At 67.5% G+C, this 25,201-nt stretch carries 26 protein-coding genes; 18 read left to right on the top strand and 8 right to left on the bottom strand.

What is annotated here, in order from left to right; genetic code table 11:
• Window positions 1–38: 38 nt before the first annotated feature.
• Both ACFO5X_RS09215 and ACFO5X_RS09210 read left to right on the top strand, forming a co-directional pair.
• Window positions 39–659, top strand: a complete 621-nt coding sequence (locus ACFO5X_RS09215; RefSeq protein ID WP_380717073.1) for an HAD family hydrolase — start codon at window positions 39–41, stop codon at window positions 657–659.
• A complete protein-coding gene (locus tag ACFO5X_RS09210) occupies window positions 656–1,564 on the top strand; it encodes an ornithine cyclodeaminase family protein (protein ID WP_380717072.1) in 909 nt (302 codons plus the stop codon). Before ACFO5X_RS09215 ends, ACFO5X_RS09210 begins: the two co-directional genes overlap by 4 nt.
• On the opposite strand, the gene ACFO5X_RS09205 is transcribed toward ACFO5X_RS09210, so the two are convergent.
• Both ACFO5X_RS09205 and ACFO5X_RS09200 read right to left on the bottom strand, forming a co-directional pair.
• Entirely contained in the window at window positions 1,561–2,403 is an 843-nt protein-coding gene (locus tag ACFO5X_RS09205; protein WP_380717071.1) for an EamA family transporter, read from the bottom strand. The two genes, ACFO5X_RS09210 and ACFO5X_RS09205, sit on opposite strands and share 4 nt — an antisense overlap.
• A 64-nt stretch (window positions 2,404–2,467) precedes the next feature.
• Window positions 2,468–3,496, bottom strand: coding sequence for an aldo/keto reductase (locus tag ACFO5X_RS09200; RefSeq protein WP_380717070.1), 1,029 nt, complete (start codon window positions 3,494–3,496; stop codon window positions 2,468–2,470).
• A gap of 287 nt (window positions 3,497–3,783) precedes the next feature.
• On the opposite strand from ACFO5X_RS09200, the gene ACFO5X_RS09195 reads away from it, so the two are divergent.
• The 3 genes from ACFO5X_RS09195 to ACFO5X_RS09185 are packed head-to-tail and all read left to right on the top strand — an operon-like array spanning window position 3,784 to window position 7,142.
• On the top strand, window positions 3,784–4,590 hold the full coding sequence (locus ACFO5X_RS09195; protein ID WP_380717069.1) for a BtpA/SgcQ family protein: 807 nt from the start codon (window positions 3,784–3,786) through the stop codon (window positions 4,588–4,590).
• Window positions 4,587–5,660 carry a M42 family metallopeptidase gene (locus tag ACFO5X_RS09190; protein ID WP_380717068.1) on the top strand — a complete coding sequence of 358 codons (1,074 nt, stop codon included), beginning with the start codon at window positions 4,587–4,589 and terminating at the stop codon, window positions 5,658–5,660. The genes ACFO5X_RS09195 and ACFO5X_RS09190 overlap by 4 nt, the downstream gene beginning before the upstream one ends.
• Entirely contained in the window at window positions 5,661–7,142 is a 1,482-nt protein-coding gene (locus tag ACFO5X_RS09185) for an FGGY-family carbohydrate kinase (protein WP_380717067.1), read from the top strand.
• 120 nt (window positions 7,143–7,262) lie between these two features.
• Here ACFO5X_RS09185 and ACFO5X_RS09180 read toward each other — a convergent pair whose 3' ends face one another.
• Both ACFO5X_RS09180 and ACFO5X_RS09175 read right to left on the bottom strand, forming a co-directional pair.
• Entirely contained in the window at window positions 7,263–8,180 is a 918-nt protein-coding gene (locus ACFO5X_RS09180; protein WP_380717066.1) for a carbohydrate ABC transporter permease, read from the bottom strand.
• On the bottom strand, window positions 8,180–9,286 hold the full coding sequence (locus ACFO5X_RS09175; protein WP_380717065.1) for a carbohydrate ABC transporter permease: 1,107 nt from the start codon (window positions 9,284–9,286) through the stop codon (window positions 8,180–8,182). Before ACFO5X_RS09175 ends, ACFO5X_RS09180 begins: the two co-directional genes overlap by 1 nt.
• A gap of 94 nt (window positions 9,287–9,380) precedes the next feature.
• On the opposite strand from ACFO5X_RS09175, the gene ACFO5X_RS09170 reads away from it, so the two are divergent.
• Together ACFO5X_RS09170 and ACFO5X_RS09165 are read left to right on the top strand one after the other, a co-directional pair.
• Window positions 9,381–9,623, top strand: a complete 243-nt coding sequence (locus ACFO5X_RS09170; RefSeq protein ID WP_380717064.1) for a type II toxin-antitoxin system ParD family antitoxin — start codon at window positions 9,381–9,383, stop codon at window positions 9,621–9,623.
• Entirely contained in the window at window positions 9,613–9,918 is a 306-nt protein-coding gene (locus tag ACFO5X_RS09165; protein ID WP_380717063.1) for a type II toxin-antitoxin system RelE/ParE family toxin, read from the top strand. Before ACFO5X_RS09170 ends, ACFO5X_RS09165 begins: the two co-directional genes overlap by 11 nt.
• Window positions 9,919–9,953: 35 nt before the next feature.
• Here ACFO5X_RS09165 and ACFO5X_RS09160 read toward each other — a convergent pair whose 3' ends face one another.
• Window positions 9,954–11,588: an extracellular solute-binding protein gene (locus ACFO5X_RS09160; protein ID WP_380717062.1), complete on the bottom strand. Its 1,635-nt coding sequence runs from the start codon at window positions 11,586–11,588 to the stop codon at window positions 9,954–9,956.
• Window positions 11,589–11,797: 209 nt separating this feature from the next.
• Here ACFO5X_RS09160 and ACFO5X_RS09155 point away from each other — a divergent pair, with 209 nt between their 5' ends.
• From ACFO5X_RS09155 to ACFO5X_RS09135, 5 genes are read left to right on the top strand one after another with little or no spacing between them, the layout of a single operon-like run.
• Complete coding sequence (locus ACFO5X_RS09155; RefSeq protein ID WP_380717061.1) at window positions 11,798–12,847, top strand: ABC transporter ATP-binding protein; 1,050 nt, start codon at window positions 11,798–11,800, stop codon at window positions 12,845–12,847.
• Window positions 12,844–13,491, top strand: a complete 648-nt coding sequence (locus ACFO5X_RS09150; RefSeq protein WP_380717059.1) for an SGNH/GDSL hydrolase family protein — start codon at window positions 12,844–12,846, stop codon at window positions 13,489–13,491. The genes ACFO5X_RS09155 and ACFO5X_RS09150 overlap by 4 nt, the downstream gene beginning before the upstream one ends.
• The gene (locus ACFO5X_RS09145; protein ID WP_380717058.1) at window positions 13,491–13,943 is read left to right on the top strand and encodes an RbsD/FucU family protein; all 453 of its coding nucleotides are present in this window, start codon (window positions 13,491–13,493) and stop codon (window positions 13,941–13,943) included. The genes ACFO5X_RS09150 and ACFO5X_RS09145 overlap by 1 nt, the downstream gene beginning before the upstream one ends.
• A 12-nt stretch (window positions 13,944–13,955) precedes the next feature.
• Window positions 13,956–14,876 (top strand): ribokinase, encoded by a 921-nt coding sequence (locus ACFO5X_RS09140; protein WP_380717055.1) that lies wholly within the window; start codon window positions 13,956–13,958, stop codon window positions 14,874–14,876.
• Window positions 14,873–15,718, top strand: coding sequence for a VOC family protein (locus tag ACFO5X_RS09135; protein WP_380717053.1), 846 nt, complete (start codon window positions 14,873–14,875; stop codon window positions 15,716–15,718). The genes ACFO5X_RS09140 and ACFO5X_RS09135 overlap by 4 nt, the downstream gene beginning before the upstream one ends.
• A 2-nt stretch (window positions 15,719–15,720) precedes the next feature.
• Here the strand turns inward: ACFO5X_RS09135 and ACFO5X_RS09130 are convergent, their stop codons facing one another.
• Together ACFO5X_RS09130 and ACFO5X_RS09125 are read right to left on the bottom strand one after the other, a co-directional pair.
• Window positions 15,721–16,944, bottom strand: a complete 1,224-nt coding sequence (locus ACFO5X_RS09130; protein ID WP_380717298.1) for a cytochrome P450 — start codon at window positions 16,942–16,944, stop codon at window positions 15,721–15,723.
• Window positions 16,945–17,022: 78 nt separating this feature from the next.
• Entirely contained in the window at window positions 17,023–18,486 is a 1,464-nt protein-coding gene (locus tag ACFO5X_RS09125) for a M10 family metallopeptidase C-terminal domain-containing protein (protein ID WP_380717051.1), read from the bottom strand.
• Between the two features lie 179 nt (window positions 18,487–18,665).
• Here ACFO5X_RS09125 and ACFO5X_RS09120 point away from each other — a divergent pair, with 179 nt between their 5' ends.
• On the top strand, window positions 18,666–18,995 hold the full coding sequence (locus ACFO5X_RS09120; RefSeq protein ID WP_380717049.1) for a TfoX/Sxy family DNA transformation protein: 330 nt from the start codon (window positions 18,666–18,668) through the stop codon (window positions 18,993–18,995).
• A 19-nt stretch (window positions 18,996–19,014) separates the two neighbouring features.
• On the opposite strand, the gene ndk is transcribed toward ACFO5X_RS09120, so the two are convergent.
• Window positions 19,015–19,437: a nucleoside-diphosphate kinase gene (gene ndk, locus ACFO5X_RS09115; protein WP_380717047.1), complete on the bottom strand. Its 423-nt coding sequence runs from the start codon at window positions 19,435–19,437 to the stop codon at window positions 19,015–19,017.
• A 249-nt stretch (window positions 19,438–19,686) separates the two neighbouring features.
• On the opposite strand from ndk, the gene ACFO5X_RS09110 reads away from it, so the two are divergent.
• From ACFO5X_RS09110 to ACFO5X_RS09090, 5 genes are all read left to right on the top strand, one after another.
• The gene (locus ACFO5X_RS09110; protein ID WP_380717045.1) at window positions 19,687–21,531 is read left to right on the top strand and encodes an ABC-F family ATP-binding cassette domain-containing protein; all 1,845 of its coding nucleotides are present in this window, start codon (window positions 19,687–19,689) and stop codon (window positions 21,529–21,531) included.
• Window positions 21,532–21,684: 153 nt separating this feature from the next.
• On the top strand, window positions 21,685–22,305 hold the full coding sequence (locus ACFO5X_RS09105; RefSeq protein ID WP_380717044.1) for a MarC family protein: 621 nt from the start codon (window positions 21,685–21,687) through the stop codon (window positions 22,303–22,305).
• A gap of 38 nt (window positions 22,306–22,343) precedes the next feature.
• On the top strand, window positions 22,344–22,925 hold the full coding sequence (locus ACFO5X_RS09100) for a retropepsin-like aspartic protease family protein (protein ID WP_380717043.1): 582 nt from the start codon (window positions 22,344–22,346) through the stop codon (window positions 22,923–22,925).
• Between the two features lie 72 nt (window positions 22,926–22,997).
• Window positions 22,998–23,672: a dienelactone hydrolase family protein gene (locus ACFO5X_RS09095; protein WP_380717041.1), complete on the top strand. Its 675-nt coding sequence runs from the start codon at window positions 22,998–23,000 to the stop codon at window positions 23,670–23,672.
• Window positions 23,673–23,784: 112 nt separating this feature from the next.
• Entirely contained in the window at window positions 23,785–24,948 is a 1,164-nt protein-coding gene (locus tag ACFO5X_RS09090) for a DSD1 family PLP-dependent enzyme (RefSeq protein ID WP_380717040.1), read from the top strand.
• Window positions 24,949–25,201: the final 253 nt, after the last annotated feature.

Here is a 25,201-nt window from a genome sequence, read left to right as displayed (position 1 = left end):
CCGTTGCGGATTTTTGGCCCGGGGTGGTGAAGGCAGGCATGAAACCAGAAGCGGTGATTTTCGACATCGGCAATGTGCTGATCGAGTGGCAGCCCGAGCGGTTCTACGACAGTGCGATCGGCGCGGACCGCCGCCGCGCAATGTTCGCCGAGGTCGATCTGCATGGCATGAACGACCGGGTGGATCTGGGCGGGCATTTCACCGAGACGATCTATGGCATGGCCGAGGCAACGCCGGCCTGGCGGGATGAGATCCGGATGTGGCACGATCACTGGATCGAGATGGCGAGCCCGGTCATCGACCGCTCGGTCAGGCTGATGCGGGCGCTGCGGGGCAAGGGCGTGCCGGTCTTCTCGCTGACGAATTTCGGCATCCAGAGCTATGACTACGCGGCGACGCATTATGATTTCCTGCGCGAGTTCGACCGCGATTTCATCTCGGGACACATGGGGGTGATCAAGCCCGACGTGCGCATCTACGAGATGCTGGAGGCGGGCTGCGGCGTGGCGCCAGAGCGGCTGATCTTCACCGACGACCGGCCGGACAATATCGCCATGGCGGCCTCGCGCGGCTGGCGGACGCATCTGTTCGAGGGGCCGGACGGCTGGGCGGCGCGGCTGGTGGCCGAGGGGCTGCTGACCGAGGAGGAAGCAGCATGAACGTTCCGGTGATCGGCTTTGCCGAGGGCGAGGCGGGGCTTGACTGGATCGGGCTGACCGAGGCGCTGGCGGCGGGGCATGCGCTGCCCAAGGCGAAGATCGCGGATACTTTCCTTTACCGTGATCCCGACACGTTGCTGTCGCGGTCGGCCTGGATCGACGGGATGGGGCTGGCGGTCAAGAGCGCGACGGTGTTTCCGGGCAATCCCGCGCAGGGCAAGGCGATGGTGAACGGCGGCGTCACGCTTTATTCCGACACCGACGGGATGCTGGAGGCGATTGTCGATTTCCACCTGGTGACCAAGTGGAAGACGGCCGGGGATTCCCTTCTCGGGGCGCTGCGGCTGGCGCGGGCGGACAGCGCCTCGGTTCTGATCGTGGGCGCGGGGACGGTGGGGCATTCGCTGTGCGAGGCCTTCGGGGCTGGCTTCCCGGAGGCGAAACAGACGGTGTGGAACCGCACGGTGTCGAAGGCGCACGAGCTGGCGGCGCAGGTGCCGGGGCTGCGCGTGGCCGAGGATCTGGAAAGCGCGGTCAGGGCAGCGGATATCATCGTCTGCGCGACCATGGCCTCGGCCCCGGTGATCCGGGGCGAGTGGCTGCGTCCGGGCCAGCATCTGAACCTGATCGGCGCCTATCGCCCCGACATGCGCGAGGCGGATGACGACGCGCTGCGGCGGTCGCGGATTTTCGTCGACAGTTTCGACACCACGCTGGACCATATCGGTGATCTGAAGACGCCGCTGGCGGAAGGGGTGATTGCGCGCGAGGATGTGCTGGCCGACTTCTATGACCTTGAGGCGTTCAAGGCGGCGGCAGAGGACATCACCCTGTTCAAGAATGGCGGCGGCGCGCATCTGGATCTGATGACCGCGCGCTTCGTTCTGGAGCGCTGGCGCGGCTAGAGGCCCAGCGCGGCGACCCCGGCAAAGACCAGCCCGACGCCGCCCCATTGCGGCAGCGAGATCGGCTCGGCCAGGAAGACCCGCGCCAGCACGATGGTGACGACGCCGAAGACCGAGGAGGTGACGGCGGCGAACTCGGGGTTGGGCAGGGCGCCGGCGGCGGTGACCAGCCCGAGGGCGAGCGCGTCGAGCAGGCCCATGCCGGTCAGCGTGGCGCGGTGCGGGCGCAGCTGCGACAGCGGTTGGCGGGTGGCCGCGACCAGAGCGATCATCAGCAGGATGGCGGCGAGCCGGGCCAGCACGATCACCGGCAGCTCGGCGCCAAGACGGGTGGCGGCCTGGGAAAAGGCGAAGGTCACGGCAAAGCCGACCGCGCCCAGCGCGGCCCAGCCGAGGGCGGTGGTGCGGGAGCCTTGGGTCTCGTCCTCGTCCGACAGCAGGGCGACGGCGGCGATGCCGCAGACGATGGCGGCGACGGCGAGCGCGTCGGACAGGCCCAGGGTCGTGCCGGTGGCATAGGCCCAGGCGACCGAGAGCACCGGGAAGGCACCGACCACGGGGGCGACCAGTTTCACGGGACCGATGCGGAAGGCGAGGTAGAGGCCGAAGCAGCCGACGACATAGGCGATGCCCGAGAGCGCGGCGCAGATCACCGCCGGCTGGGTCATGCGGTCCCAGCCGCCGAAGGCAAAGGCGACGGGCAGGGTGAAGAGCGTGCCGACGATCAGCACGGTCAGGATGGCGGGCGCGATGGCCAGCCCCGCGCTGATGCGGCGCACCAGAAGGTCGTGCACGCCCCAGGCGAGCGCCGCCGCGATGCCGAGAATGACGCTGCCCATGCGTTGCCGTCCGCTGATCCGTTCCGCGCCGAGCCTTAGCCGCCCGGGCAGAGGAAGGAAAGGCTCAGGCCGTGGGCGCGTCAGCCCGGAGCAGGCCCTGATCCTTCAGATCGTCCCACAGCGCGGGCGGGATCGCGGCGGCGTGGGCGGCGATGTTGGACTCCATCTCGTCCACGCCCTGGCCGCCGGGGATCACCGAAACAACGGAGGGATGCAGCAGCGGGAAACGGAAGGCGGCGTCGACCATGCGAACGCCGTGGGCGGTGCAGACCGCCTCGATCCGCTCCACGCGGTCGAGGATCGGCTGCGGCGCGGGTTCGTAATTGTAGAAGGCGCCGGGCCGCGCGCCGGTGGCGAGGATGCCCGAGTTGTAGGGGCCGCCGATGATGATCCCGATCCCGCGGGACTGGCAGAGCGGCAGGAAGCTGTCGAGCGCCTCCTGTTCCAGCAGCGTGTAGCGCCCGGCGAGCAGGAAGAGGTCGAAATCGCCCTGTTCCGCCATCTGCTGGCAGACCTGCCATTCGTTCACCCCCGCGCCGAAGGCCTTGATCGCGCCCTCCCGTCGCAGCCGTTCCAGCGCGTGATAGCCGCCGGCCATCAGCTGGGCGAGCTTGGCGTCGACATTCGCCCGGCTGCCCTGGTTCGCCACGTCGAGGTCGTGGACCAGCAGGACGTCGATCCGGTCGACGCCGAGGCGGGCGAAGGAGGCCTCGATCGAGCGCATCACCCCGTCGTAGGAATAATCGTAGACCTCGCGCCGCGCCGGCACGTCGAACCATTTGCCGACGCCGTCGCGCAGCCCGGGCGGGCAGGGTTCGAGCAGGCGGCCCACCTTGGTCGAGAGCACGTAATGGTCGCGGGGCTTGTCGCGCAGGAAGCGGTTGAGCCGCGTCTCGGACAGCCCGAAGCCGTAGAGCGGCGCGGTGTCGAAGTAGCGCAGGCCCGCTGTCCAGGCGCGGTCCATCACCGCATCGGCCTCGGCGTCCGAGATCGCGCGATAGAGGTTGCCGAGCGGCGCGGTGCCAAGCCCGAGTTCGGTGAAGTCGAGCCCGCCGTTGCCCAGCCGGTCCCAGTGCCGTGTCGCCAGTGCCATGTGGATCCTCCCATGGATCTGTTGCGGTGATACAGCGAAAGGGGTGCTCCGGGCAATGCGCGGCTCATGTGGGGGCTTTGCCCCCGCCGCCCTTCGGGCGACTCCCCCAGGATATTTGAGGCAAGAGGAAAAGCGGGACCTGTGCTTCTCTGGTTCCAAAATACCTCCGCCGGAGGCATCGCGCGGCACGCGCGATTTCCGGCGCGCCCGTGGTGCGGGCGCCTGCGATTTCCGCTTTGGGGCGCGGCGGGGAGTGCGTTAGGCTGGCCTTGGAGCAGGGGGGAGCCATGGCGGTATTTGCGGAGGTTTTTGGCACAGCGAAGCCGGTGATCGGCATGGTCCATCTGGGCGCGCTGCCCGGTGCGCCGCTCTTTGATGCCAGCGCCGGGCTGGAGGGGCTGGTGCGCGCGGCGCGGGCCGACCTGCTGGCGCTGCAGGCGGCGGGGTTCGATGCGGTGATGTTCGGCAACGAGAACGACCGGCCGTACGAGTTCGCCGTCGACACCGCCTCGACCGCGACGATGGCCTATGTGATCGGGCGGCTGCGGGGCGAGATCACGGTGCCTTTCGGGGTCAACGTGCTCTGGGATCCCTCCAGCACCGTCGCGCTGGCCGCCGCGACCGGGGCGGCCTTCGTGCGCGAGATTTTCACCGGCACCTATGCCTCGGACATGGGGCCCTGGACGCCGGATGCGGGGGCGGCGATGCGCTATCGCAACCGCCTCGGGCGGTCGGATTGTCTGATGCTGTACAACGTCTCGGCCGAGTTCGCCGACAGTCTGGACCGCCGGCCGCTGCCGGACCGGGCGCGGTCGGCGGTGTTCTCGTCGATCCCCGATGCGGTGCTGGTCTCGGGCCAGATCACCGGCGAGGCAGCGGCGCTGTCGGATCTGGAGGCGGTGAAGCGGGTGCTGCCGAAGACGCCGGTGCTGGCCAATACCGGGGTGAAGCACGAGACCGTGGCCGAGGTGCTGCGCGTCGCGGATGGCTGCGTGGTCGGCTCGGCGCTGAAGGTGGGCGGGGATACGTGGAAGCCGGTCGATCCGGAGCGGGCGGCGGATTTCATGGGCCGCGTTCGGGCGGCAAGGTCATGACGCTGAGGCGGGATCTGCTGGAGCTTATGCAGGTGCCTGGCCTTTCGGGGCACGAGGATCGTATCCGTGCGGCAATCCGGGCGCGGTTGCCCGAGGGGGTGGAGGCGAGGACCGACGTGATGGGCAACCTCAGCGTCGTCTTTCCGGGGGCCGGGCCGCGCGTCATGCTGTTCACCCATATGGACCAGCTGGGGTTCATCGTGCGCAAGGTGGAGGCGGATGGGGCCCTGCGGGTCGAGCGGCTGGGCGGGGTCCCGGAACGCGCCCTGGCGGGGCAGGCCGTTGTGGTCTGCACAGGGGGCGGCGACGTTCCGGGCGTCATCGCCAACAAGAGCCACCACGCCACGACGCCCGAGGAGAAATACACCGTGGTGCGCGCGCCGGATTTGCGCATCGACTGCGGGTTTTCCTCCCGGTCCGAGGCCGAGGCTGCGGGGGTGCGCATCGGGTCTCCGGTGGTCTATCGCCCGAACGCGATGGAGCTGGCCGGCGGGCGCATCTGCGGCACCGCCGTGGACGACAGGGCGGGCTGCGCCGTGCTGCTGGAGGTGATCCGGGCGCTGGGCCGGCGCGAGGGCGGGCCGGAGGTGCATGTCGTCTTTAGCGTGCAGGAGGAATTCAACCTGCGCGGCGCGCAGGTGGCGGCGCAACAGATCCGTCCGCAGGTCGCGATTCAGGTCGATCTGATGAACGCCACCGACACGCCGGATATGGCGGATCGGGGTGAGATGGTGCTGGGGCAGGGGCCTGGGGTCAGCCTCTATTCCTTCCACGGGCGCGGGACATTGAACGGGGTGATCCCGCATCCGGGTCTTGTTGCGGTGATGGAGGCCGCCGCCGCGAACGCGGGGGTGAACCTGCAGCGCAGCGCGCAGGTCGGGGTGCTGACGGATCTGTCCTATGTCCAGCTGGTGGGCGCCGGGGTGGCTGCGGTCGATGTCGGGTTTCCCATGCGCTATTCGCATTCGGCGGTGGAAATGGTGGACCTTTCGGACCTCGACGGGCTGGTGAGGCTGCTGGTAGCCGCGCTTGCGGCGCTGTCGCCGGATTTCCGGCTGGAGCGAGACTGAATGGCGCTGACGCTGGGCATCGACATCGGCACCTATCAGGCCAAGGGCGTGATCGCCGACGAGACGGGCCGGATCGTGGCGCAGGCGAGCCGGGATCACCGGATGCAGGTGCCGCGCCCCGGCTGGGCCGAGCATGATGCGGAAGCCGACTGGTGGGGCGGGTTTGTCGCGCTGTGCCGCGAGATGTTGCGGGACGTGGAGGCGCGCGACATCGCCTGTGTCGCAACCTCGGCCATCGGGCCCTGCATGCTGCCGGTGGATGCGGAGGGACGGGCACTGTGCAACGCGGTGCTTTATGGCGTCGACACCCGCGCGGCGGAGGAGATCGAGGCGCTGACCCGCGAGATCGGCTCTGACAGGCTCCTCGAGACCTGCGGCAATGCGCTGACCTCGCAGTCGGTCGGGCCGAAGATCCTCTGGCTGCAGCGGCAACACCCGGAGATCTATGCGCGGGCGGCGAAGATCGTGACCTCGACCAGCTTTCTGGTGCAGCGGCTGACCGGGGCGTGCGTGATCGACCATTACACCGCCGCCAACTTCTCGCCTTTATATGACGTCAACCGGCTGGATTGGACCGGGGCGCTGGCGGGCTTCCTGCCGTTGGACAAGTTGCCGCGTCTGGCGTGGTCGACCGAGATCGCGGGGCACGTCACGGCAGCGGCGGCGGCCGCGACGGGGCTGATGGAGGGCACGCCCGTCACCGTCGGCACCATCGACGCCGCCGCCGAGGCGGTGTCGGTCGGCACCCGGGCGGCGGGGGACATGATGATGATGTATGGCTCGACCATCTTCATGATCCAGTTGACCGAGCGCCCGGTGCGCGATGGGCGGCTGTGGTATGCGCCCTGGCTGTATCCCGGGCGCCACGCCAGCATGGCGGGGCTGGCGACGTCCGGAACGCTGACCCACTGGTTCCGCGACCAGTTCGCGCGGGAGCTGCCGAAAGAGAGCGCCTTTGCCACGCTGGCGGCGGAAGCGGAAGCGTCGCCGCCCGGTGCCAATGGTCTGATCCTGCTGCCCTATTTCTCGGGTGAGCGGACGCCGATCCATGACCCCCACGCCAAGGGCACGGTGATCGGGCTGAACCTGACCCACAGGCGCGGCGATCTTTACCGCGCGTTGATCGAGGGGATCGCGATGGGCTCGGCGCATGTGATCGAGACCTGCCGCGAGATCGGCGCGGCGCCCGCGCGGCTACTGGCGGTGGGGGGCGGGACGCAGAATGCGCTGTGGGTGCAGGCGACCTCGGACTTTGCCGATCTGCCGCAGATCGTGAGTGCGGTTTCGACCGGGGCGGCCTATGGCAACGCCTTTCTCGCCGCCTGCGCGGTGGGGTTGGCGAAGGAAAAGGACATCGCGGCCTGGAACCCGCCCGCGCGGGAGATCCGGCCGGAGCGGAGCGCGGTGCACGCGGCGCATTATGCGCTGTTTCGCAGGCTCTACGAGCAGACGAAGGAGATCGGGCAGGCATTGGACGGCTAGTATCGACCTTTCAGCGCTGCCCCTTTTCGTCCGGAGCCGAAAGGTTCAAGATGCGCCAGTCCGGGCTTGCTCAGGGCGCGCAGCGCCGGCGGGCGAGCCGGGAGGGATACCAATCAGACCCTATTTCACTGCCCCCGCCGCCATGCCCTTGATAATGTATTTCTCGAGCACGATGCCGATCACGATCAGCGGCAGGATGGCGGCGAAGGAGAGGGCGGCCATCGACCACCAGGAGATGCCCTGGGAGCCGGTCTGGCTGGCGACCATGACCGGGAGGGTCTTGGCGTTGGTCGAGGTCAGCAGGGCGGCGAAGAAGTATTCGTTCCAGGTGAGCACGAGGCTGAGGATGAAGGCCGCCACCATGCCGGGCAGGGCAATCGGCAGGATGATGGTGACGAAGGCGCCCCAGATCGACAGGCCGTCGACCAGCGCGGCCTCTTCCAGTTCGGTCGGGATCGAGCTGAACTGGTCGCGCATGATCCAGATGACGATGGGCAGCACGGTGAGCGTATAGAGCAGGATCAGCCCGATCCGGGTGTCGAGCAGCCCGAGCGCCTTGTAGAGCACGAGGAAGGGCAGGGCGAGCACCACCGGGGGCAGGATCAGCTGGGAGAGGAAGAAGAAGGAGATATCGGCGTTCTTCATGAAGCCGAAGCGGTAGGTGAAGCGCGAAAGGCCATAGGCGGCGGAACTGCCGAGCAGAACCGCCAGTGTCGAGGAGCACACCGCCACGACGGTGGAATTCCAGAACCGTTTGAGGAATTCCTCGCGCACCGTGCTTTCGGCGAAGATCGTTTCGGGTGAGAGGCCGATGGAGCGCAGGCCGAGCATCTTGGGCGCATAATCCCACCAGGGCACCATGTGGCCCTGCATCACGTCGGGCGCGGCCTTGAAGGTGGTGGTGATGGTCCAGTAGATCGGGAAGAGGCAGATCACCGCCCAGAGGATCAGGATGGCATAGATCGCGACGCGGCTCAGCACCTTGGCGGGGCGAAAGGCGCGGTCGGCGGGGTGGTCGTGGAAGATCTGTTCGGCCATCAGTAGCGCGGCCTCATCCAGCGGTCGGCGAGTTTCATCAGGACCGTCATCGCAATGACGATCAGCACCAGGTAGACGATGGCCAGCAGCGTGCCATAGCCGACGTTCGAGCGGTCGCGGTATTCGCGGAAGATGAAGCTGGTGACGCTGTCGGTCGCGCCTCCGGGGCCACCCGAGGTGACGTTGATGATGATATCGGCCAGCTTCAGCTTGAAGATGATCCGGATCAGGATCGCGGTGATCGAGACCGGCAGCATCAGGGGGAAGGTGATTTCCCAGAAGCGGCGCCAGGGCGAGCCGCCGTCGACCTCGGCCGCCTCGTGCAGTTCGCGCGGGATGGCCTGCAGGCCGGCCAAGATCATGATCATCATGAAGGGGATGAAGGTCCAGGCGTCCATGATCATGATCGTCGCCCGTGCGATCTCGGGCGAGCCGAAGAAGGACGGGCTGGACCAGCCGAGTTCGCGGGCGAGGCGGGCGATGGGGCCGAAGCGGATCTCCATCATCGACTTGCCGATCATCCAGCTGACCGCGACCGGCGAGAGCATCAGCGGCATCAGGAAAGCGACGCGGAAGAACTTGCGGGCGCGGATCTGGGCATTGAGCAGCAGGGCGAGGCCGAAGGCGATGGCGTATTCGACGGCGATGGCAAGGGTGTACCAGACCATGTTGCGCAGGGCGTTCCAGTAGAACGGATCGGCCCACATCTGGCGCAGGTTGTCGAGACCATTGAACTGGCGGCCGTCGGGGGAACTCAGGTTCCAGCTGGAGAACGCGATGCCGAGCGCGAAGATCAGCGGGAAGACCACCATCGAGACGACGAAGAGCACGGCGGGCAGCACGAAGAGCACCCGCTTGCCGCGCTCGCCATAGAGCAGCACCTGCGCCCAGCAGAGGCAGGCGGCCCAGAGCAGGTAGGTGTAGAGCGTCGGCCGCCAGGTGCGGAAGCCGAAGTCCGCTGAGCCGGCCTGCTGGAGGACTTGCGCGACGGTCACGCCGGCGAAGATGGCGGCCGATCCCCAGACGATCGCGCGCCCGAACGTCTTGCGCCGGGCCGAGATGTCATCGGCGGTGACGACGTGCAGGAAGTCGGACTCGCTGGTCATGACGTAAGGTTAACCATGGGTTCAGGCATCTGGGAAGCGGGCTTGTTGGATGGCAAGCTTTGCCATAGATTGGTGAGGAACGATGGAGGCTGCCATGGCGACGATGAACGTATCCCTGCCGGACGAGATGAAGGAATGGGTCGAGGCGCAGTCGGCAGAGGGCGATTATGCCAACTCCAGCGACTATGTGCGCGACCTGATCCGGCGGGACCGGGAACGCCGGCAGGCGATAGCAGAACTGCAGGCGGCGGTTGACGAGGGGTTGGCCAGCGGCCCGGGCAAACCCTGGAACCTGGACGAATTCCTGCAAGAGATGCACGCCAAACATGGTGTCTGACAGCGGGTTTCGTATCAGCAATCGCGCGCGGGCCGAAATCCAGGATATCTGGCAATTCACGCGTGAAAGATGGTCTCCCCCTCGGGCCGCTGCCTATGTTACCGAACTGGACAGGGTCTTTGGCCTGCTTGCGGATTTCCCCGAACTGGGTGTTTTGCGCAGCGAGATCCGCCCGCCGGTCCGCGTCCATCGCTTCAAGGCGCATTTGATCGTTTATCGCGATCTCAATCCCGGCATCGAGATCCTGCGGGTGCTGCATTTGCGGCAGGATTGGATGGCGGCCCTGAGTGAATGAAAAGGGCCGCCCCGGGGCGGCCCTGTCCTGCATCGTCACATCCCCAGCGACGCCTTGTAGAGCTTGATCTGACTGTCCCGCCCGATCTGGTCGGTGATCTTCTCCCAGGCCGCGGCGATGGCGTCTGCCGTTTCTTGTGCGGAGGCGTATTGCCCCGCGAAGCCCTTGGCGAGTTCGTCCTCGGCGACCGAGTAGTATTGGAAGATGCCGGGGATGCGCGGCTCGATGGCGGCGTTGGGGTGGTTGTAGCTGTCGAGGTTCGAGCCGAGATAGTCCTCGATATAGGCGCGGTCGTAGCCCGCCGCCTCCCATTCCTCGTAGTTGAAGTGCGAGTTGCGGTAGGGCTGGAAGCCCGAGGGATAGGCCGACATCCAGAGCGAGATGTCCTTGCCGCCCAGATGCGCCGCCGCGCTCCACGCCGCCTTGCGCTTTTTCTCGTCGCCCGAGACGCGGTTGGTGACGTAGACGCCCCAGCCGAGGTAGGCCATGTTGGGGGCGAAGTTCTCTTTCTCCTCCCAGGCGCCGGCCTTGTGGTTGTAGACGCGGGAGGCCCCCGGGTTGATCGAGAAGCCGACCACGTCGCCGACGACCGAGGTATCGGAGGTGCGCGCCGAGGAGCCCACGTCGCCCCACCAGCAGATCATCGAGCCGGTGCCGGCCAGGAACTGCTGGAAGGCGGTGGTGCCGGGGTCGGCGTTGATCTGGTCGGCGGGATAGGCGTTGGCCTTGATCAGGTCCATCACGTCCTGGATCGCCTGCACCCAGCCCGGATTGTTGACGCGGGGCTTCATCGTGTCCGGGTCGAACAGCCAGGCCGGATCGTCTGGGTGCTTGACGTAAGCCGTGGCGCGGTCTTCGAGGAAGTAGAAGCCGAAGCCGCCCCAGCCTTTCAGCGGATCGAGGAAGCCATGCGCCTCGAGTCCGGTGAGCGGGTCGGTCTGGCCGACCAGCGCCTTGGAGACCTCGTTGACCTTTTCCCAGGTGGTCGGCGGTTCGGCCCCGCCGATGCCGCCGTCGCCGAAGTAGTCCTTGCGATAGGCGAAGGTGTGGCAGTCGCCGTCGATGGTGACGCGGTAGGTCTTGCCGTCCCAGGTGCCGACGGGCGGTTGCAGGTAGCCGACAAGGTCGTCGGCCTCGATCTGCTCTTTCACCCAGTCGGGCATCTCGTCCAGCAGACCCTTGCCGGCGGTGTCGCCCTCAAAGGGGGCGCCCATCTCGATGATGTCGAAATCGACGGTGCCGGTGGCGATGGCCTGTTGCAGGCGCGGATTGTAGTCGGCCTGGGCGAGGTCGATCCAGTTGATCTTGGCGCCGGTGTAGGCCTCCCAGGGTTTGAGGAAGCCGCGGAACAGGAAGTTGTGCAGGTTCTGGTTGTTGAGGCCCATGAAGGTCAGCTCGACGCCTTCGAATTCGCCCTTCTGCACCCGCTCCATCGTTGGGCCGAGGCACAGTTCGCCGACCTTCTGCCAGTCGGCATCGGTGGGCGAGCCCATGCCGACGCCGGGGATCTTGAGGATCTGGGCACGCACGTCGCCATGGGCGGCGGCACCGGCCGGACGGGCGCCAAGCGCGCCGACCGCGGCAAGGGCGCCGACGCTGGCCGCGCCCTGCAGCAGTTTGCGCCGGTTCATCTGCTGGCGCACGATATGGTTGTAGAGTTCGACTTTCACGGACCAATCCTCCCAAATTGGTTGCGCGCCGTGTCGCGAGGGCCGCGAGGGCGCCTTCCTGTGCCCCTGTGTCGTCGGGCCGCCCGGTACTTTGCCGTTCGGTCCCGGAGGTGCGGGCACCCGGAAAGCATCCCAACGAACCCTGAACCTGTCAAGAATGTTGCGGCGGGGCTGGCGGATCGGATACTCGTTACAGGGGGAGGCGCGGGATGGCGGAAGTCACGATCAGGGAACTGCGCAAGGCCTATGGGGCGGTCGAGGTTCTGCACGGGCTGGATCTGGATATCGCGGATGGGGAATTCGTCGTGCTGGTCGGTCCGTCGGGCTGTGGCAAGTCCACGCTGCTGCGGATGATCGCGGGGCTGGAGGGGATCAGCTCGGGCAGGGTGGCGATCGGGGGGCGGGTCGTGAACAACCTGCCGCCGGCGCAGCGTGACATCGCGATGGTGTTCCAGAACTACGCGCTGTATCCGCACAAGACGGTTGCCGCGAACATGGCCTTTGCGCTGCGGATGCGCGGCATGGACAAGGCCGAAATCCGCGAGCGGGTGGAGCGCGCGGCCGAGGTTCTGGGGCTGACGCCCTATCTCGACCGGTATCCGCGCGCGCTGTCGGGCGGGCAGCGGCAAAGGGTGGCGATGGGGCGGGCCATCGTGCGCGATCCGCAGGTGTTCCTGTTCGACGAGCCGCTGAGCAACCTCGATGCCAAGCTGCGGGTGCAGATGCGCACCGAGATCCGCGAGCTGCATCAGCGGCTGAAGGCGACGACGATCTATGTGACCCACGACCAGATCGAGGCGATGACCATGGCGGACCGCATCGTCGTCATGCAGGGCGGCAGGATCGAGCAGGTCGGCGCGCCGCTGGAGCTGTATGACCGCCCGGCCAATACCTTCGTGGCAAGCTTCATCGGCTCGCCCGCGATGAACCTCTTCGACGGCGTGGCGCGCGGGGGCGGCGTGGAGATCGGCGGCGTTGCCTTTCCGGTGGCGGCGGATCTGGCCGAGGGACGGCCGGTGGTTTGCGGTGTGCGGCCCGAGCATCTGCGGCTGGCCGACAGCGGCCTTGCGGCGACGGTGGCGGTGGTCGAGCCGACCGGGTCGGAGACCCATGTGGTGGCCCGGCACGGCGCGCGCGAGGTGGTCGCGGTGGTGCGCGAGCGCCCCGACGTGCGGCCGGGGCAGGCGGTGCATCTGATGCCGGAGGCGGGGCAGCTGCATCTGTTCGATGCCGAGAGCCGCAAGAGGATTACGACTTGAAGACTGTCATGTGCTTTGGCGACAGCAATACCCACGGCTCGCCGCCGATGCGGGATTTCGGACCCAATCCGCGCTATGGCCGCGATCAGCGCTGGCCGGGCGTGCTGGCGGGGCTGCTGGGCTATGGCTGGCATGTGGTGGAAGAGGGGCTGGGCGGGCGCACCACGCTGCGCGACGATCCGGTCGAGGGCGCGATGCGCAACGGGCTGCGGGCGCTGCCGGGGCTGCTGCACAGTCACAAACCGCTGGATCTGGTGATTGTCATGCTGGGGACCAACGATGTGAAATGGTCCTTTGGCATGAGCCCTTATGAGATCGGGCGCGGGGCGGACAAGCTGCTGCGGGTGATCGCGGCCAGCGAATGCGGACCCGGATTCGGAGCGCCGCGGATGCTGCTGATCGCGCCGCCGCCGGTCAGCGAGGCGGGGTGCCTTGCCGAGATGTATCGCGGCGGGGCCGAGAAATCGCGGCGGCTGGCGGCGGAGTTCGAGGCCGTCGCCCGCGCGCGGGGGGCGGGTTTTCTCGATGCGGGGGGACATGCGAAGGTGTCGCCCATCGACGGGGTGCATTGGGAGGCGGGCGAACACGCCAGCCTTGCGGCGGCGGTGGCGGGGAAGATCGGCGAGATGTTCGGAGGGGAATGATGCTGAAGGGACTTGATCCGCGGCTGAACGCGGAGGTGCTGTTTGCCCTACGGGCGATGGGCCATGGCGACGCGCTGGTGATCGCGGACACCAATTTTCCCTCCGATCAGGTGGCGCGCGCGACCGTGCTGGGCAAGCTGTTGCGGATGGACAATCTTACCGCCGCCGAGGCGGTGGAGGCGGTGCTGTCGGTGCTGCCGCTCGATACCTTCGTCGAGGATTTCGCCGGGCGGATGGAGATCGTGGGCGAACCCGCGACGGTGCCGCCGGTGCAGGCCGAGGTGCAGGCGGCGATCGACCGGGCCGAGGGCAGGCCGCGCCCGATGGTGGGAATCGAGCGGTTTGCCTTTTACGATCAGGCCCGCGCGGCCTATGCCGTGATCCAGACGGGGGAGCGGCGATTCTACGGCTGTTTCATCCTTCGGAAGGGTGTGATCCCGCCGGACGCCTGAGCAGGAGGTTCCATGTCCAAGATCGTGATCCTTGGCGTCTTTGTCGCCGATACCGCCTATCGCGCCGAGCGCCAGCCGAGGATGGGAGAGACCATTCTGGGCAAGAGCTTTGCCCTAGGGCCCGGTGGCAAGGGGTCGAACCAGGCGGTTGCGGCGGCGATGGCGGGGGGCGAGGTGCATTTCATCTCGCGCCTCGGGCGCGATCCCTTTGCCGACATGGCGCGGGCGACCTGGGAGAAGGCCGGGGTAGTGCCCGAGATCACCGAGGATGCCGAGAGCTATACCGGCGCGGCCTATATCTTCATCGAGGCGGCGACGGGGAACAATGCGATCATCATCTCGCCCGGGGCGGCGGGGCGGATTTCGGTGCAGGACGTGGAGGCGCGGGCGGAGCTGATCGGCGGGGCGTCGGTCTTCATCACCCAGCTGGAACAACCGATGCCGGCGGCGCAGCGGGCTCTGGAGATCGCGCGGGCCGGGGGGGCGCGGACGATCCTGAACCCGGCGCCGGCGGCGGCGATCCCTCCCGAGATGCTGGCATTGTGCGACTATGTCACGCCGAACGAATCCGAGGCCGAGGGGATCACCGGGATCGCGGTGAAATCGGTGCGCGACGCCGAGCGCGCGGCGGGGGCGTTCCTGGACCGGGGCGTGGGCGCGGCGATCATCACGCTGGGCGAACATGGCGCGCTGTATCGCGACGCCGGGCGCTCGGTCCATGTGCCGGCCTTCAACGCGGGGTCGGTGGTCGAGACGACGGGCGCGGGGGATGCCTTCAACGGCGCCTTCGCGGCGGCGCTGGCGCGAGGCGAGGATCCGGTGGCGGCGGTGCGCTTTGGCTGCGCGGCGGCGGGGATTTCGGTGACGCGGCCCGGCACCGCGCCCTCGATGCCGTCGCGGGGCGAAATCGACACGCTGCTGGCGCGGACATGACGGTTCTCGACCATACCGGGCATTTCATTGCCGACGAGCCGGCGGCGCGGCGGGCGCTGGAGGCGCTGGGCTTTGCCGTCACGCCGGTATCGGTGCAATCCGTGCCCGACCCCGAGACCGGCGGGCGCAAGCCGACGGGCACCGGCAATATCTGCGTGATGCTGGAGGAGGGGTATCTGGAGCTGCTGCTGCATACCGCCGATACTGAGCTGGGGCGCGAGTTCCGCGCCACGCTGGCGCGGCGGGCCGGGCTGCATCTGCTGGCCTTCGGCGAGGCGGATGCCGAGGCGCGGCACGCGGCGCTGAGCGCGGCGGGTTTCGCGATGCGTCCGCTGGCGCGGTTTGCGCGGCCGGTGGAGACCGAGACGGGCGAGATCATGGCGCGGTTTACCGTGGCCCGGCTGGAGCGCGACGCCATGCCCGAGGGGCGGGTGCAGTTCGCCACTCATCACACTCCCGAGGCGCTGTGGCAGCCGCGCTGGATGGCGCATCCGAACGGTGCCCGCGCTTTGCGGGCTGCGCTGATCGCGGCGCCCGATCCCGACGCGGCGGCGGCGCGCTATGCGGCGCTGCTGGGCCGGCCGGTGGTCGCGGGGCGGATCGAACTGGAGCGGGGGGCGCTGGAGTTCATGGGCGAGGGTGAGGCCGCCACGCTGGCCGGGGCGCAGGTCGATCCCGGCCGGTCCGCGCTGGCGGGCCTGCGCATCGCCGTGGCGGATCTGGCGGACATGGAGCGCCGGGCCGCGGCCTGTGGCCTGCCGTCGCGGCGCATGGGCGACGCGCTGGCGGTGCCCTTCGATCCGGCGCTGGGCGGCGGGTTCTGGCTGTTCGAGGCGGGCTGAGGTCAGCCCGCGTCGTTCAACCGGGCGGGCAGGCGCGCATAGCCGCGAAAGCGCATCCGGCCGCCGTTCACGCGGCCCTCGGCGATCTCGTAGTCAGGGAAACGCGCCAAGAAGCGCGCGATGGCGATGCGCCCCTCCATCCTCGCCAGCGTCAGGCCGACGCAGACATGCGGCCCGCCGGCGAAGGCGAGGTGTCGGTTGGGGCTGCGGGCGATGTCGAGCCGGGTGGGATCCTCGAAGACGGCCGGATCGCGATTGGCCGCGCCGATGCAGAGGTGCAGGTTGGTGCCGGCGGGGATGCGCAGGCCGTCGATTTCGATATCGGCGGTGGTTTCGCGGTTGCCGAGCTGGTTGGGCGAGCGGAAGCGCAGGAATTCCTCGACCGCCGGGGCGATCCTTTCGGGTTCGTCCCGCAGACGGGCGCGCTGGTCGGGCCAGTCGTTCAGCAGGGCGAGGCCGTTGCCGATCAGGTTGGTCGTCGTCTCATGGCCCGCGTTCAGGATGAAGATGCAGTTCTGGATCAGCTCGATCTCGCTGAGCCTGCCGTCGGCGCCGTCGCCCCGGATCAACCGGGTCAGGACGTCGGTTTCCGGGTCGCCGGGGCGGGCGGTGCGGCGGGCGATCAGGTCCTGGAGGTAGGCCTTGAAGTCGCGCACCGCCGCGTGGCCGCGGTCGAGTTGTTCGGGGGTCAGCGAGGGTTCCAGCGCGCCGAGGATCGACAGCGACCAGTCGCGCAGGGGGCCGCGTTCGTCGACGGGCACGTCGAGCAGGTTGCCGATGATCTGGATCGGGATGGCCGAGGCGAAATCCTCGATCAGGTCGACCTCTGCGCCTTTCCCGGCGAGCTGGTCGAGCAGGTGGTCGACCGTCTCGATCAGCCCCGGCTCCATACGCTGCAGCGCGCGCGGGGTGAGGGCCGAGGTCATGATCCGGCGCACGCGGGTGTGCAGCGGCGGGTCCGAGAAGACGAGCGAGGTGGTGTGATGTTCGAACAGGGGAGAGCCCGCGCCGAACTTGGGGGCGAATGCGGCCTTCTTGTCCGAGGAGTAGAGCGTGGTGTCGCGATAGATGCGATCGAGGTCGGCGTGGCGGGACAGGAAGACCGAGCCGTCGGGCTGTGACAGCACCGGCGCGTGTTTCAGCAGCGCGTCGTAGACCGGGAAAGGGTCATCGACGAACCCGGGCGGCGGCGCCGCCAGATCGAAGTGCAGCGCCGTCTGTCGCATATCGTCAGTCAAACCGTCCTCCCCCGATGGATCGTCACCCTCGCGCTGCGAGGCCGGGCTGTCAATCGCACGGGGCACTCAGAACAGGAAGTCGTGTTCCACAAGGTCGTGGACGCCGACGACTACAAAGGCCAGGTCGGCCTGGCCGTCGCCGTCGAAGTCGACCTGCGCGCGCAAGCCGCTGTCGAAGGTGCGGATCGCGATGGACGGGCCGTCTTCCAGAAGCCTGCCATCGAAGTTCAGCGAGAAAGGCGCTGCCCCGTCGGTCAGAATCTGGATTCGATCCTCGCCACTGGTGAAATCCATGATCCGGTCGACGCCATTGGCTTTCACGCCGTCCGCGACACGCTCGAAGACGAAGGTATCGCGGCCTGCACCGCCAGAGAGTTGATCCCGGCCCGCGCCGCCGATCAGCCTGTCGCTGCCTGCGCCGCCCTTCAACACGTCGTTGCCCCAGCCGCCCAGAAGCCGGTCCTGCATCGCGCCGCCGAGCAGGGCGTCGTTGCCGCTGCCGCCGATCAGCCGGTCGCTGCCCTCGCGCCCGACGAGACGGTTTGCGGCCGCGTTGCCCAGAAGGATGTCGTCGCCGCCGCCGCCGATGGCGTTTTCGATCAGCGCGCGGCGGTCGCTGTCCACCAGCAGCGCATTGGCGACATTGCCGCGTGCCAGATGGTCGGGGGTGGTGCTGAAGCGGTCCAGGTCCGCCAGTTGTGCCGTGGCGAAGGTGGACCATGCCCCAGGGCGCAGATTGACGTGAACGCCGGTGTCGTAGGCGGAGAGGTCGTAGGTGTCGCGCCCGTGGCCGTCCCAGATGGTGCGGAAAATCCGGTTGCCGGCGGGCTGACCGAGGCCGATCCCGTTGACCGACATCTCGCCTGTTTCGGGATCGAAGCCATAGACGGTGCGGCCGCTCCAGATTTCTCCGGTGGTCGCATAATTCGCGCCATACAGGTATTGCAGCGCCGCAATATCGAGCTGCTGATAGCTTTGCGCCCAGTCGACGGGGCCGGATTCATATTCTTCGGTGTTCGTATCGCCGACATAGTCGGTATAGGTCATCAGCGTGAATTCCTGCGAATTCCACGCCGACCGGGCGAAGGACAGCGACTCGTGCCCGTGTTCGAGGCCCAGCGTATGACCGATTTCATGCATGAAATAGAGATTGGCCTCGTTTCCGACCGTGGGGCTGGTCGTCAGCCGGCCGAAAAACGCATCGCCGCCCGAGGCGAATCCTGTGGGCAGATAGGCATAGCCGCCGGTGGCGGACACATCCTTGGCATAGCGCAGCACGCCTTCCTGCTGGCCGTCCTCGGCGATCCGGGTGAAGGTCAGCTGGGTGAAGGAGCTGATCTCGGCCATGGCGTGCTCGACGCAGGCGATCTGGTCGGCCTCGAGGCCTTCCACGGGCGTACGGCCGACATAACCGTAGGCCTCGGGACCGTTCGGGAACGAGTAGGTCAGATTGTCAGCCGTCCAATGGGAACCGGCAAGCCAGGTTCCAAAAATCTCGTTCGTTGATGCCGTGGGCGTTACCGATGCCAAACCACTTCCTCCGACGCTGCCGCAGGGGACCGAAAAAAACCGGTCAATTTTACAGACTGCCTCCGAAATGCCGCAGAGGCGCCGACGTGGCAACAACCTTGTGCCCGTTGAACCGGTTCCGCCTGCAGGCTAGCATGGTGTCGATTGCCCGTTGAGGGCGTTGAAAACGGGCCTTGGCGATGGGCACGCCGGTATCCTCGATCCGCAACCTTGGCCCGTCTTTCGAGGCGGCCTGTGCTCGGGCGGGCATCCGTTCGGCCGAGGAATTGCGCGAACTCGGCGCCGATGCCGCCTATGGGCGGCTGCTGGAGTCGGGCGCGCGGCCGCATTTCATCGGGTATTACGTTCTGGTCATGGGACTGCAGGGGCGGACCTGGAACGACTGCCGGGGCGCGGAAAAGGCGGCGCTGCGCAAGCGGTTCGATGCGATCAAGGCGGCCAAAAGCGACGAGGGCCGCTCCCGGCTGGAAGCGGCCCTCGATGAGATCGGGGTGATCGAGCGGCGCTGAGCGCCGCGCCGGTCAGGCCTTAGCCGACCAGCTCAAGTCCCGAGAAGAAATAGGCAATTTCGACTGCCGCGGTTTCCGGGGCGTCCGAGCCGTGGACCGAATTCTCGCCAACGCTTTCGGCAAATTCGGCGCGGATGGTGCCGGGGGCCGCGTCGGCGGGGTTGGTCGCGCCCATGATCTCGCGGTTCTTCGAGATGGCGTTTTCGCCTTCCAGGACCTGCACCACGACCGGAGCCGAGGACATGAATTCGCAGAGTTCGTCATAGAAGGGGCGCGACTTGTGCACGCCGTAGAAGACGCCGGCCTGTTCCTTGGTCATCTGGATGCGCTTCTGGGCGACGATGCGCAGGCCCGCTTCCTCGAACTTGGCGTTGATGGCGCCGGTCAGGTTGCGGCGGGTTGCGTCGGGCTTGATGATCGAAAAAGTGCGTTCGAGGGCCATTGAGGTTGTCTCCATGTTCGCTGGTCTGGGACAATGCCTGTCCCCCACCGGGTTCGTTTCCGGCGCCCCGTTAACACGGCCCAAGGGGGTTGGAAAGGGCGGCGAGTCGGGGAATCGGTGCCATGGCGGCGGGCGTTGCCGTCAGACCGGCTGAAAATAGCGTCATGGCCCGGACCAGGCCAGCCAGGGCGGCCAGGCCGCCGGGAAAGGCCGCTTTCAAGCCCCCGCGCGCTCTGCTAAAGCGCCGCCATGCTACGGATCAGCGATATCACCTATGCCGTCGATGGCCGCCCGCTTTTCGAAGGGGCCAGCGCGACGATTCCCGAGGGCCACAAGGTGGGCCTGGTCGGCCGCAACGGAACCGGGAAGACCACGCTCTTCCGGCTGATCCGGGGCGAGCTGGTGCTGGAGGGCGGCGAGATCAGCCTGCCGTCGCGCGCGCGCATCGGCGGCGTGGCGCAGGAGGTGCCGTCGTCGGACGTGTCGCTGATCGACACCGTGCTGGCGGCCGACAAGGAGCGCGCGGCGCTGCTGGCTGAGGCGGAGGGTGCCACCGATCCGGCGCGGATCGCCGAGGTGCAGGCGCGGCTGAACGACATCGACGCCTGGTCGGCCGAGGGGCGCGCTGCCTCGATCCTCAAGGGGCTGGGCTTTGACGACGAGGACCAGAAGCGGCCCTGTTCGGATTATTCCGGCGGCTGGCGCATGCGCGTGGCGCTGGCGGGCGTGCTGTTTGCCAAGCCCGACCTGCTGCTGCTGGACGAGCCGACCAACTATCTCGACCTCGAAGGCGCGGTCTGGCTGGAAAGCTATCTGGCGCGCTATCCGCATACGGTCATCATCATCAGCCACGACCGCGGCCTGCTGAACCGGGCGGTGGGCGGGATCCTGCATCTGGAAGACCGCAAGCTGACCTATTATCAGGGCAATTACGACACCTTCGCCGAAACCCGCGCCGCGCGGCTGGCGGTGGCGGAATCCGAGGCGCGCAAGCAGGAGGCGCGGCGCGCCCACCTGCAGAGCTTTGTCGACCGCTTCCGTGCCAAGGCGTCCAAGGCGGTGCAGGCGCAGTCGCGGCTGAAGATGATCGCGCGGCTGAAGCCGATCAACACGCCGCAGGAGGCGGCCCTGCGTGCCTTCTCCTTCCCCGAACCGGAGGAGCTGTCGCCGCCGATCATCCATATCGAGGGCGGCGTGACCGGTTATGGTGACAAGGCGGTGCTGTCGCGGCTGAACTTGCGGATCGATCAGGACGACCGGATCGCGCTGCTTGGCAAGAACGGGCAGGGCAAGTCGACGCTGTCCAAGCTCTTGTCGGACCGGCTGCCGCTGATGGCGGGGCGAATGGTGAAATCGTCCAAGCTGCGCATCGGCTATTTCGCCCAGCATCAGGTGGACGAGCTGCATGTCGACGAGACGCCGCTGGACCACCTGCGGCGGGTGCGCCCGGCGGAGGGGCCGGGCCGGTGGCGCTCGCGCCTCGCGGGCTTTGGCCTGACGGCGGCGCAGGCGGATACGCTGGTCGGGCGGCTGTCGGGCGGGCAGAAGGCGCGGCTGTCGCTGCTGCTGGCCACCATCGACGCGCCACACATGCTGATCCTGGACGAACCGACCAACCACCTCGACATGGAAAGCCGCGAGGCGCTGGTCGACGCGTTGACCGCCTATAGCGGCGCGGTGATCCTGGTCAGCCACGACATGCACCTGCTGGGTCTGGTCGCAGACCGGCTGTGGCTGGTCTCGGAGGGCACGGTGAAGCCCTATGAGGACGATCTCGAAAGCTATCGCGACATGCTGCTCGCGCGCGACAGGCCGGCGGCGAAACCCGCGCCGGTGAAAGAGAAGAAGGTCACGCGGGAGTCGATCCAGACGCTGAGGAACGAGGTGAAGAAGGGCGAGGAACGCATCGAGAAGCTGAACGCGATGCGCGACAAGCTGGCCAAGATCCTGGCCAATCCCGAGCTTTACGAGGATCCGCGGCGGGGCGAGATGGAAGTCTGGCAGCGCAAGTATGCCGAGGTCATGGACGGGCTGGAGCGCGCCGAGGACCTTTGGATGAAGGCGCTGGAAAAGCTGGAAGAGGCGCAGTCCTAGGCAGCGCGGAAAAGCTGCGGCGACACTGGGGTCTGGTCGCGAATACCTGGCGGGAAGCCGCGCGTTTCCGGCAACGGAAAACGGCGCCGGCGGCGGGTGCGCGGCGCGCTGAAACCTGTTAGGCTGACAGTCGACATCCGGGGATCGCCACGCATGGACACCGCTTTTCTCATCACCGGTTTTGTCACCATGTTCGTGGTGATCGACCCGCCCGGCCTCGCGCCGCTGTTTCTGGTGCTGACGCAGGGCATGAGCGCACAGGCCCGCCGGGCCGTCGGCATCCGGGCCTGTCTTGTCGCCATCGGCGTCCTTGCGATGTTCGCCGCCTTCGGCGAGGCCGTGCTGGGCTTTGTCGGCATCTCGATGGCCGCCTTTCGCGTTGCCGGAGGCATCCTGCTGTTCCTGACCGCGCTCGACATGCTGTTCGAGCGGCGAACCAAGCGGCGCGAGGACCAGACCGACGCCCATCCCGACGACCCGTCGGTCTTTCCGCTGGCGGTGCCTCTGATCGCCGGGCCGGGGGCGATTGCCTCGATCATCCTGCTGGCCGGGCAGAAGCCGGGGTGGGAGGGGCTGGCATTGGCGATCCTGGTCATGGTCGCGGTGATGGCGGTGGCGATGGTGTTTCTTGAGCTCTCCGGCCTGATCGGCCGCGGGCTGGGCAAGACCGGCATCAACGTGGTGACGCGACTGCTGGGCATGCTGCTCGCCGCGCTGTCGGTGCAGTTCGTGCTGGACGGGCTGCGCGCCTTCGGCTTTGCGTCGGGGGCCTGAGCGCCTATATCCCTGTCAGACTTGCAAGGGAGCGCACCATGGACAGTTTCGAGACCGGACGCCTGATCTATCTGGCGGTGCTCGGCGGCGCGCTGTTGCTGTGGTTTCTCCTGTATAACCGGTCGTCCCTGAACAAGACCCTGCAGCATATCTCGGTCTGGGTGCTGATCTTTGTCGGTACCATCGCGGCCTATGGGCTGTGGGGAGATATCCGGAGGGATGCCGCGTTTCTCGCCACGGTGGACGATCAGGCGGGAACCGTGTCGGTGCCGCGCGCGCCGGACGGGCATTACTATCTGACGCTGACGGTGAACAACGCGCCGGTGCGTTTCGTGATCGACACCGGGGCGACCGATATCGTGCTGTCGCGCGCGGATGCGCAGGCGGTGGGGATCGATCTGGCGAACACCAGCTTTCACCGCACCGCGCTGACCGCAAACGGCGAGGTGCGGGTGGCGCCGGTGACGCTGGACACGGTTTCGGTCGGGCCGATCAGCGACCGGAACGTGCGCGCCAGCGTGAATGACGGCCGGATGGAGGGCTCGCTGCTGGGGATGTCCTATCTGCAGCGCTTCGAGAAGATCGAGATTGCCGGCGGCAAGCTGGTTCTGACGCGCTGAGCGCGCAAGGGCGTTGAATGCCGGGGCGATCCGGTGTCATCTCCGCCATCGACACCGCAAGGGAGTGACGCGATGGGAGAGCAGATCCGCCTGAAGGCGAGCGATGGGTTCGAGCTGGGGGCCTACCTCGCGCGGCCCGAGGGGCTGGGCAAGGGCGCCATCGTGGTGGTGCAGGAGATTTTCGGGGTCAACGCGCATATCCGCGAGATGTGCGACCGCTTCGCCGCCGCCGGCTATGCCGCCTGCGCCCCGGCGCTGTTCGACCGGGTGGAGCCGGGGTTCGAGAGCGGCTATTCGCCCGAGGATATCGCGCGGGCGCGGCAGGTGATGACCAAGGGCGACATGGCGACCTATATAATCGACGTCGCGGCAGCGCGCGATGCGCTGACCGGGTTCAGCCCGGTGTCGATCACCGGCTTCTGCCTGGGCGGCTCGGTTGCCTTTGGCGCGGCGGCGCGGCTCGATGGGTTCCTGTGTTCAATCCCCTTCTATGGCGGCCGCATCGCGGCGATGAAGGACGAGCGCCCGCGCTGCCCGGTGATGATGTATTTCGGCACCGAGGATCACTCGATCCCCATGTCGGATGTCGAGGTAATCCGCGCGGCCCAGCCCGAGGCGGTGATCCATGTGGTCGAGGCGCAGCACGGGTTCATGTGCGACCATCGCGCGAGCTATTCGCCCGAGGTCGCCGCGCGCGCCTGGGAGGAGACGATTGGATTTCTCGACCGGATGACCGGCAACGCCTGACGGCCCTGTTTGTGGGCAGACGGCTTTCCCGCTTGCCTTTTGTCGCTCGGGTCTCTGGACAGTTCCCCCCGCTTCGCCCCATCTGGGGCCGGTCAGACGAGGGGCGCAGAGCATGAACGACACGGGCGATTTCGAGGGGTTGGAAGTCGGGTTCGATATTCCGGCGCGGCCGGGGATGGCGGCGGCGGATATCCAGACGCCCTGCCTGGTGGTCGATCTGGACGCGCTGGAGCGGAACCTGACGCGGATGCGCGATTTCGTGCAGGCGAGGGGGATGCGGCTGCGTGCCCATGCCAAGATGCACCGGTCGGTGGATGTCGCGCGGTTGCAGCTGGCGATGGGCGGCGCGGTGGGCATCTGCTGCCAGAAGGTGGCCGAGGCCGAGGTCTTTGCCCGCGCGGGGATTGCGGACATTCTGGTGACCAATCAGGTGCGAGACCCGGTCAAGATCGACCGTCTGGCGCGGCTGCCGCGATTTGGTGGCGCCGTGAGTGTCTGCGTCGACGATATCGCCAATGTCGCCGAGCTGGCCGAGGCGGTCGCGCGGAATGGCACCGAATTGGGCGTTCTGGTCGAAATCGACTGCGGCGCGTCGCGCTGCGGCGTTCGCACGCCAGAAGCGGCTGTGGAGATCGCGCGGGCGGTCGCGGCGGCTGAGGGGCTGCGGTTTGAGGGGATTCAGGCCTATCAGGGGGCCATGCAGCATATCGAGGACCACGCCGAACGCGCTGCGGCCTTCGCGGCGGCGCTTGCGGTGGTGCGGCCGGTGGTGGATGCGCTGACGGCTGTGGGGCTGAAACCCCGGCTGGTGACGGGGGCGGGTACGGGGTCGTTCCGGCTGGAGACCGAGTCGGGTGTCTACAACGAGCTTCAATGCGGCTCCTACGCCTTCATGGATGCCGACTATGGCCGGATCCGCACCGCCAACGGGGCGCGGCTGGACGAGGCGGAGTGGGAGAATGCGCTGTTCCTGCTGACGCAGGTGATGAGTCAGCCTGTGCCGGGCCGCGCGGTCTGTGACGCGGGGCTGAAGTCGCAGTCGATGGACAGCGGCCTGCCGCTGGTCTTCGGGCGCACCGATCTGGCCTATGTCCAGTGCTCGGACGAGCACGGGACGATTTCCGACCCCGAGGGCAGCCTGGCGATTGGCGAAAAGCTGCGGCTGGTGCCGGGGCATTGCGACCCGACGGTGAACCTGCACGACTGGCTGGTCGGGGTGCGGGGAAAGGTGGTCGAGTCGCTGTGGCCGGTGTCCGCGCGGGGCAGATCCTATTGAGGGCGCGGCCGGAGCTGTAGACAGAACCGCGATCGCTTCCGTTCAACTTGCGCAAACCGGTGGCCCGACCGGTTCCGGATGCAGAAACCGGATGCGCCGGCGCCGGTATGACGCGGACCATGCGACCATCGGGCCGGACAGGGGGCTTTGCCCCCGTCGCCTGCGGCGACTCCCCCAGGATATTTCCGGCAAAGGGAAGCAGCATCCGCCTTTTCCTCTTGCCAGAAATATCCCCGCCGGAGGCCATCGCGCG

Origin of the sequence: Seohaeicola nanhaiensis (assembly GCF_042654245.1) — a bacterium.
GTDB lineage: Bacteria > Pseudomonadota > Alphaproteobacteria > Rhodobacterales > Rhodobacteraceae > Seohaeicola_A > Seohaeicola_A nanhaiensis.
This window is presented reverse-complemented; position numbering and strand designations above follow the sequence as displayed.

Bases quoted from the DNA above. Each gene is read 5' to 3' on its own strand.
- ACFO5X_RS09215 (WP_380717073.1), top strand. From the start codon at position 39: ATGAAACCAGAAGCGGTGATTTTCGACATCGGCAATGTGCTGATCGAG.
- ACFO5X_RS09210 (WP_380717072.1), top strand. From the start codon at position 656: ATGAACGTTCCGGTGATCGGCTTTGCCGAGGGCGAGGCGGGGCTTGAC.
- ACFO5X_RS09205 (WP_380717071.1), bottom strand. From the start codon at position 2,403: ATGGGCAGCGTCATTCTCGGCATCGCGGCGGCGCTCGCCTGGGGCGTG.
- ACFO5X_RS09200 (WP_380717070.1), bottom strand. From the start codon at position 3,496: ATGGCACTGGCGACACGGCACTGGGACCGGCTGGGCAACGGCGGGCTC.
- ACFO5X_RS09195 (WP_380717069.1), top strand. From the start codon at position 3,784: ATGGCGGTATTTGCGGAGGTTTTTGGCACAGCGAAGCCGGTGATCGGC.
- ACFO5X_RS09190 (WP_380717068.1), top strand. From the start codon at position 4,587: ATGACGCTGAGGCGGGATCTGCTGGAGCTTATGCAGGTGCCTGGCCTT.
- ACFO5X_RS09185 (WP_380717067.1), top strand. From the start codon at position 5,661: ATGGCGCTGACGCTGGGCATCGACATCGGCACCTATCAGGCCAAGGGC.
- ACFO5X_RS09180 (WP_380717066.1), bottom strand. From the start codon at position 8,180: ATGGCCGAACAGATCTTCCACGACCACCCCGCCGACCGCGCCTTTCGC.
- ACFO5X_RS09175 (WP_380717065.1), bottom strand. From the start codon at position 9,286: ATGACCAGCGAGTCCGACTTCCTGCACGTCGTCACCGCCGATGACATC.
- ACFO5X_RS09170 (WP_380717064.1), top strand. From the start codon at position 9,381: ATGGCGACGATGAACGTATCCCTGCCGGACGAGATGAAGGAATGGGTC.
- ACFO5X_RS09165 (WP_380717063.1), top strand. From the start codon at position 9,613: ATGGTGTCTGACAGCGGGTTTCGTATCAGCAATCGCGCGCGGGCCGAA.
- ACFO5X_RS09155 (WP_380717061.1), top strand. From the start codon at position 11,798: ATGGCGGAAGTCACGATCAGGGAACTGCGCAAGGCCTATGGGGCGGTC.
- ACFO5X_RS09145 (WP_380717058.1), top strand. From the start codon at position 13,491: ATGCTGAAGGGACTTGATCCGCGGCTGAACGCGGAGGTGCTGTTTGCC.
- ACFO5X_RS09140 (WP_380717055.1), top strand. From the start codon at position 13,956: ATGTCCAAGATCGTGATCCTTGGCGTCTTTGTCGCCGATACCGCCTAT.
- ACFO5X_RS09135 (WP_380717053.1), top strand. From the start codon at position 14,873: ATGACGGTTCTCGACCATACCGGGCATTTCATTGCCGACGAGCCGGCG.
- ACFO5X_RS09130 (WP_380717298.1), bottom strand. From the start codon at position 16,944: ATGCGACAGACGGCGCTGCACTTCGATCTGGCGGCGCCGCCGCCCGGG.
- ACFO5X_RS09120 (WP_380717049.1), top strand. From the start codon at position 18,666: ATGGGCACGCCGGTATCCTCGATCCGCAACCTTGGCCCGTCTTTCGAG.
- ndk (WP_380717047.1), bottom strand. From the start codon at position 19,437: ATGGCCCTCGAACGCACTTTTTCGATCATCAAGCCCGACGCAACCCGC.
- ACFO5X_RS09110 (WP_380717045.1), top strand. From the start codon at position 19,687: ATGCTACGGATCAGCGATATCACCTATGCCGTCGATGGCCGCCCGCTT.
- ACFO5X_RS09105 (WP_380717044.1), top strand. From the start codon at position 21,685: ATGGACACCGCTTTTCTCATCACCGGTTTTGTCACCATGTTCGTGGTG.
- ACFO5X_RS09100 (WP_380717043.1), top strand. From the start codon at position 22,344: ATGGACAGTTTCGAGACCGGACGCCTGATCTATCTGGCGGTGCTCGGC.
- ACFO5X_RS09095 (WP_380717041.1), top strand. From the start codon at position 22,998: ATGGGAGAGCAGATCCGCCTGAAGGCGAGCGATGGGTTCGAGCTGGGG.
- ACFO5X_RS09090 (WP_380717040.1), top strand. From the start codon at position 23,785: ATGAACGACACGGGCGATTTCGAGGGGTTGGAAGTCGGGTTCGATATT.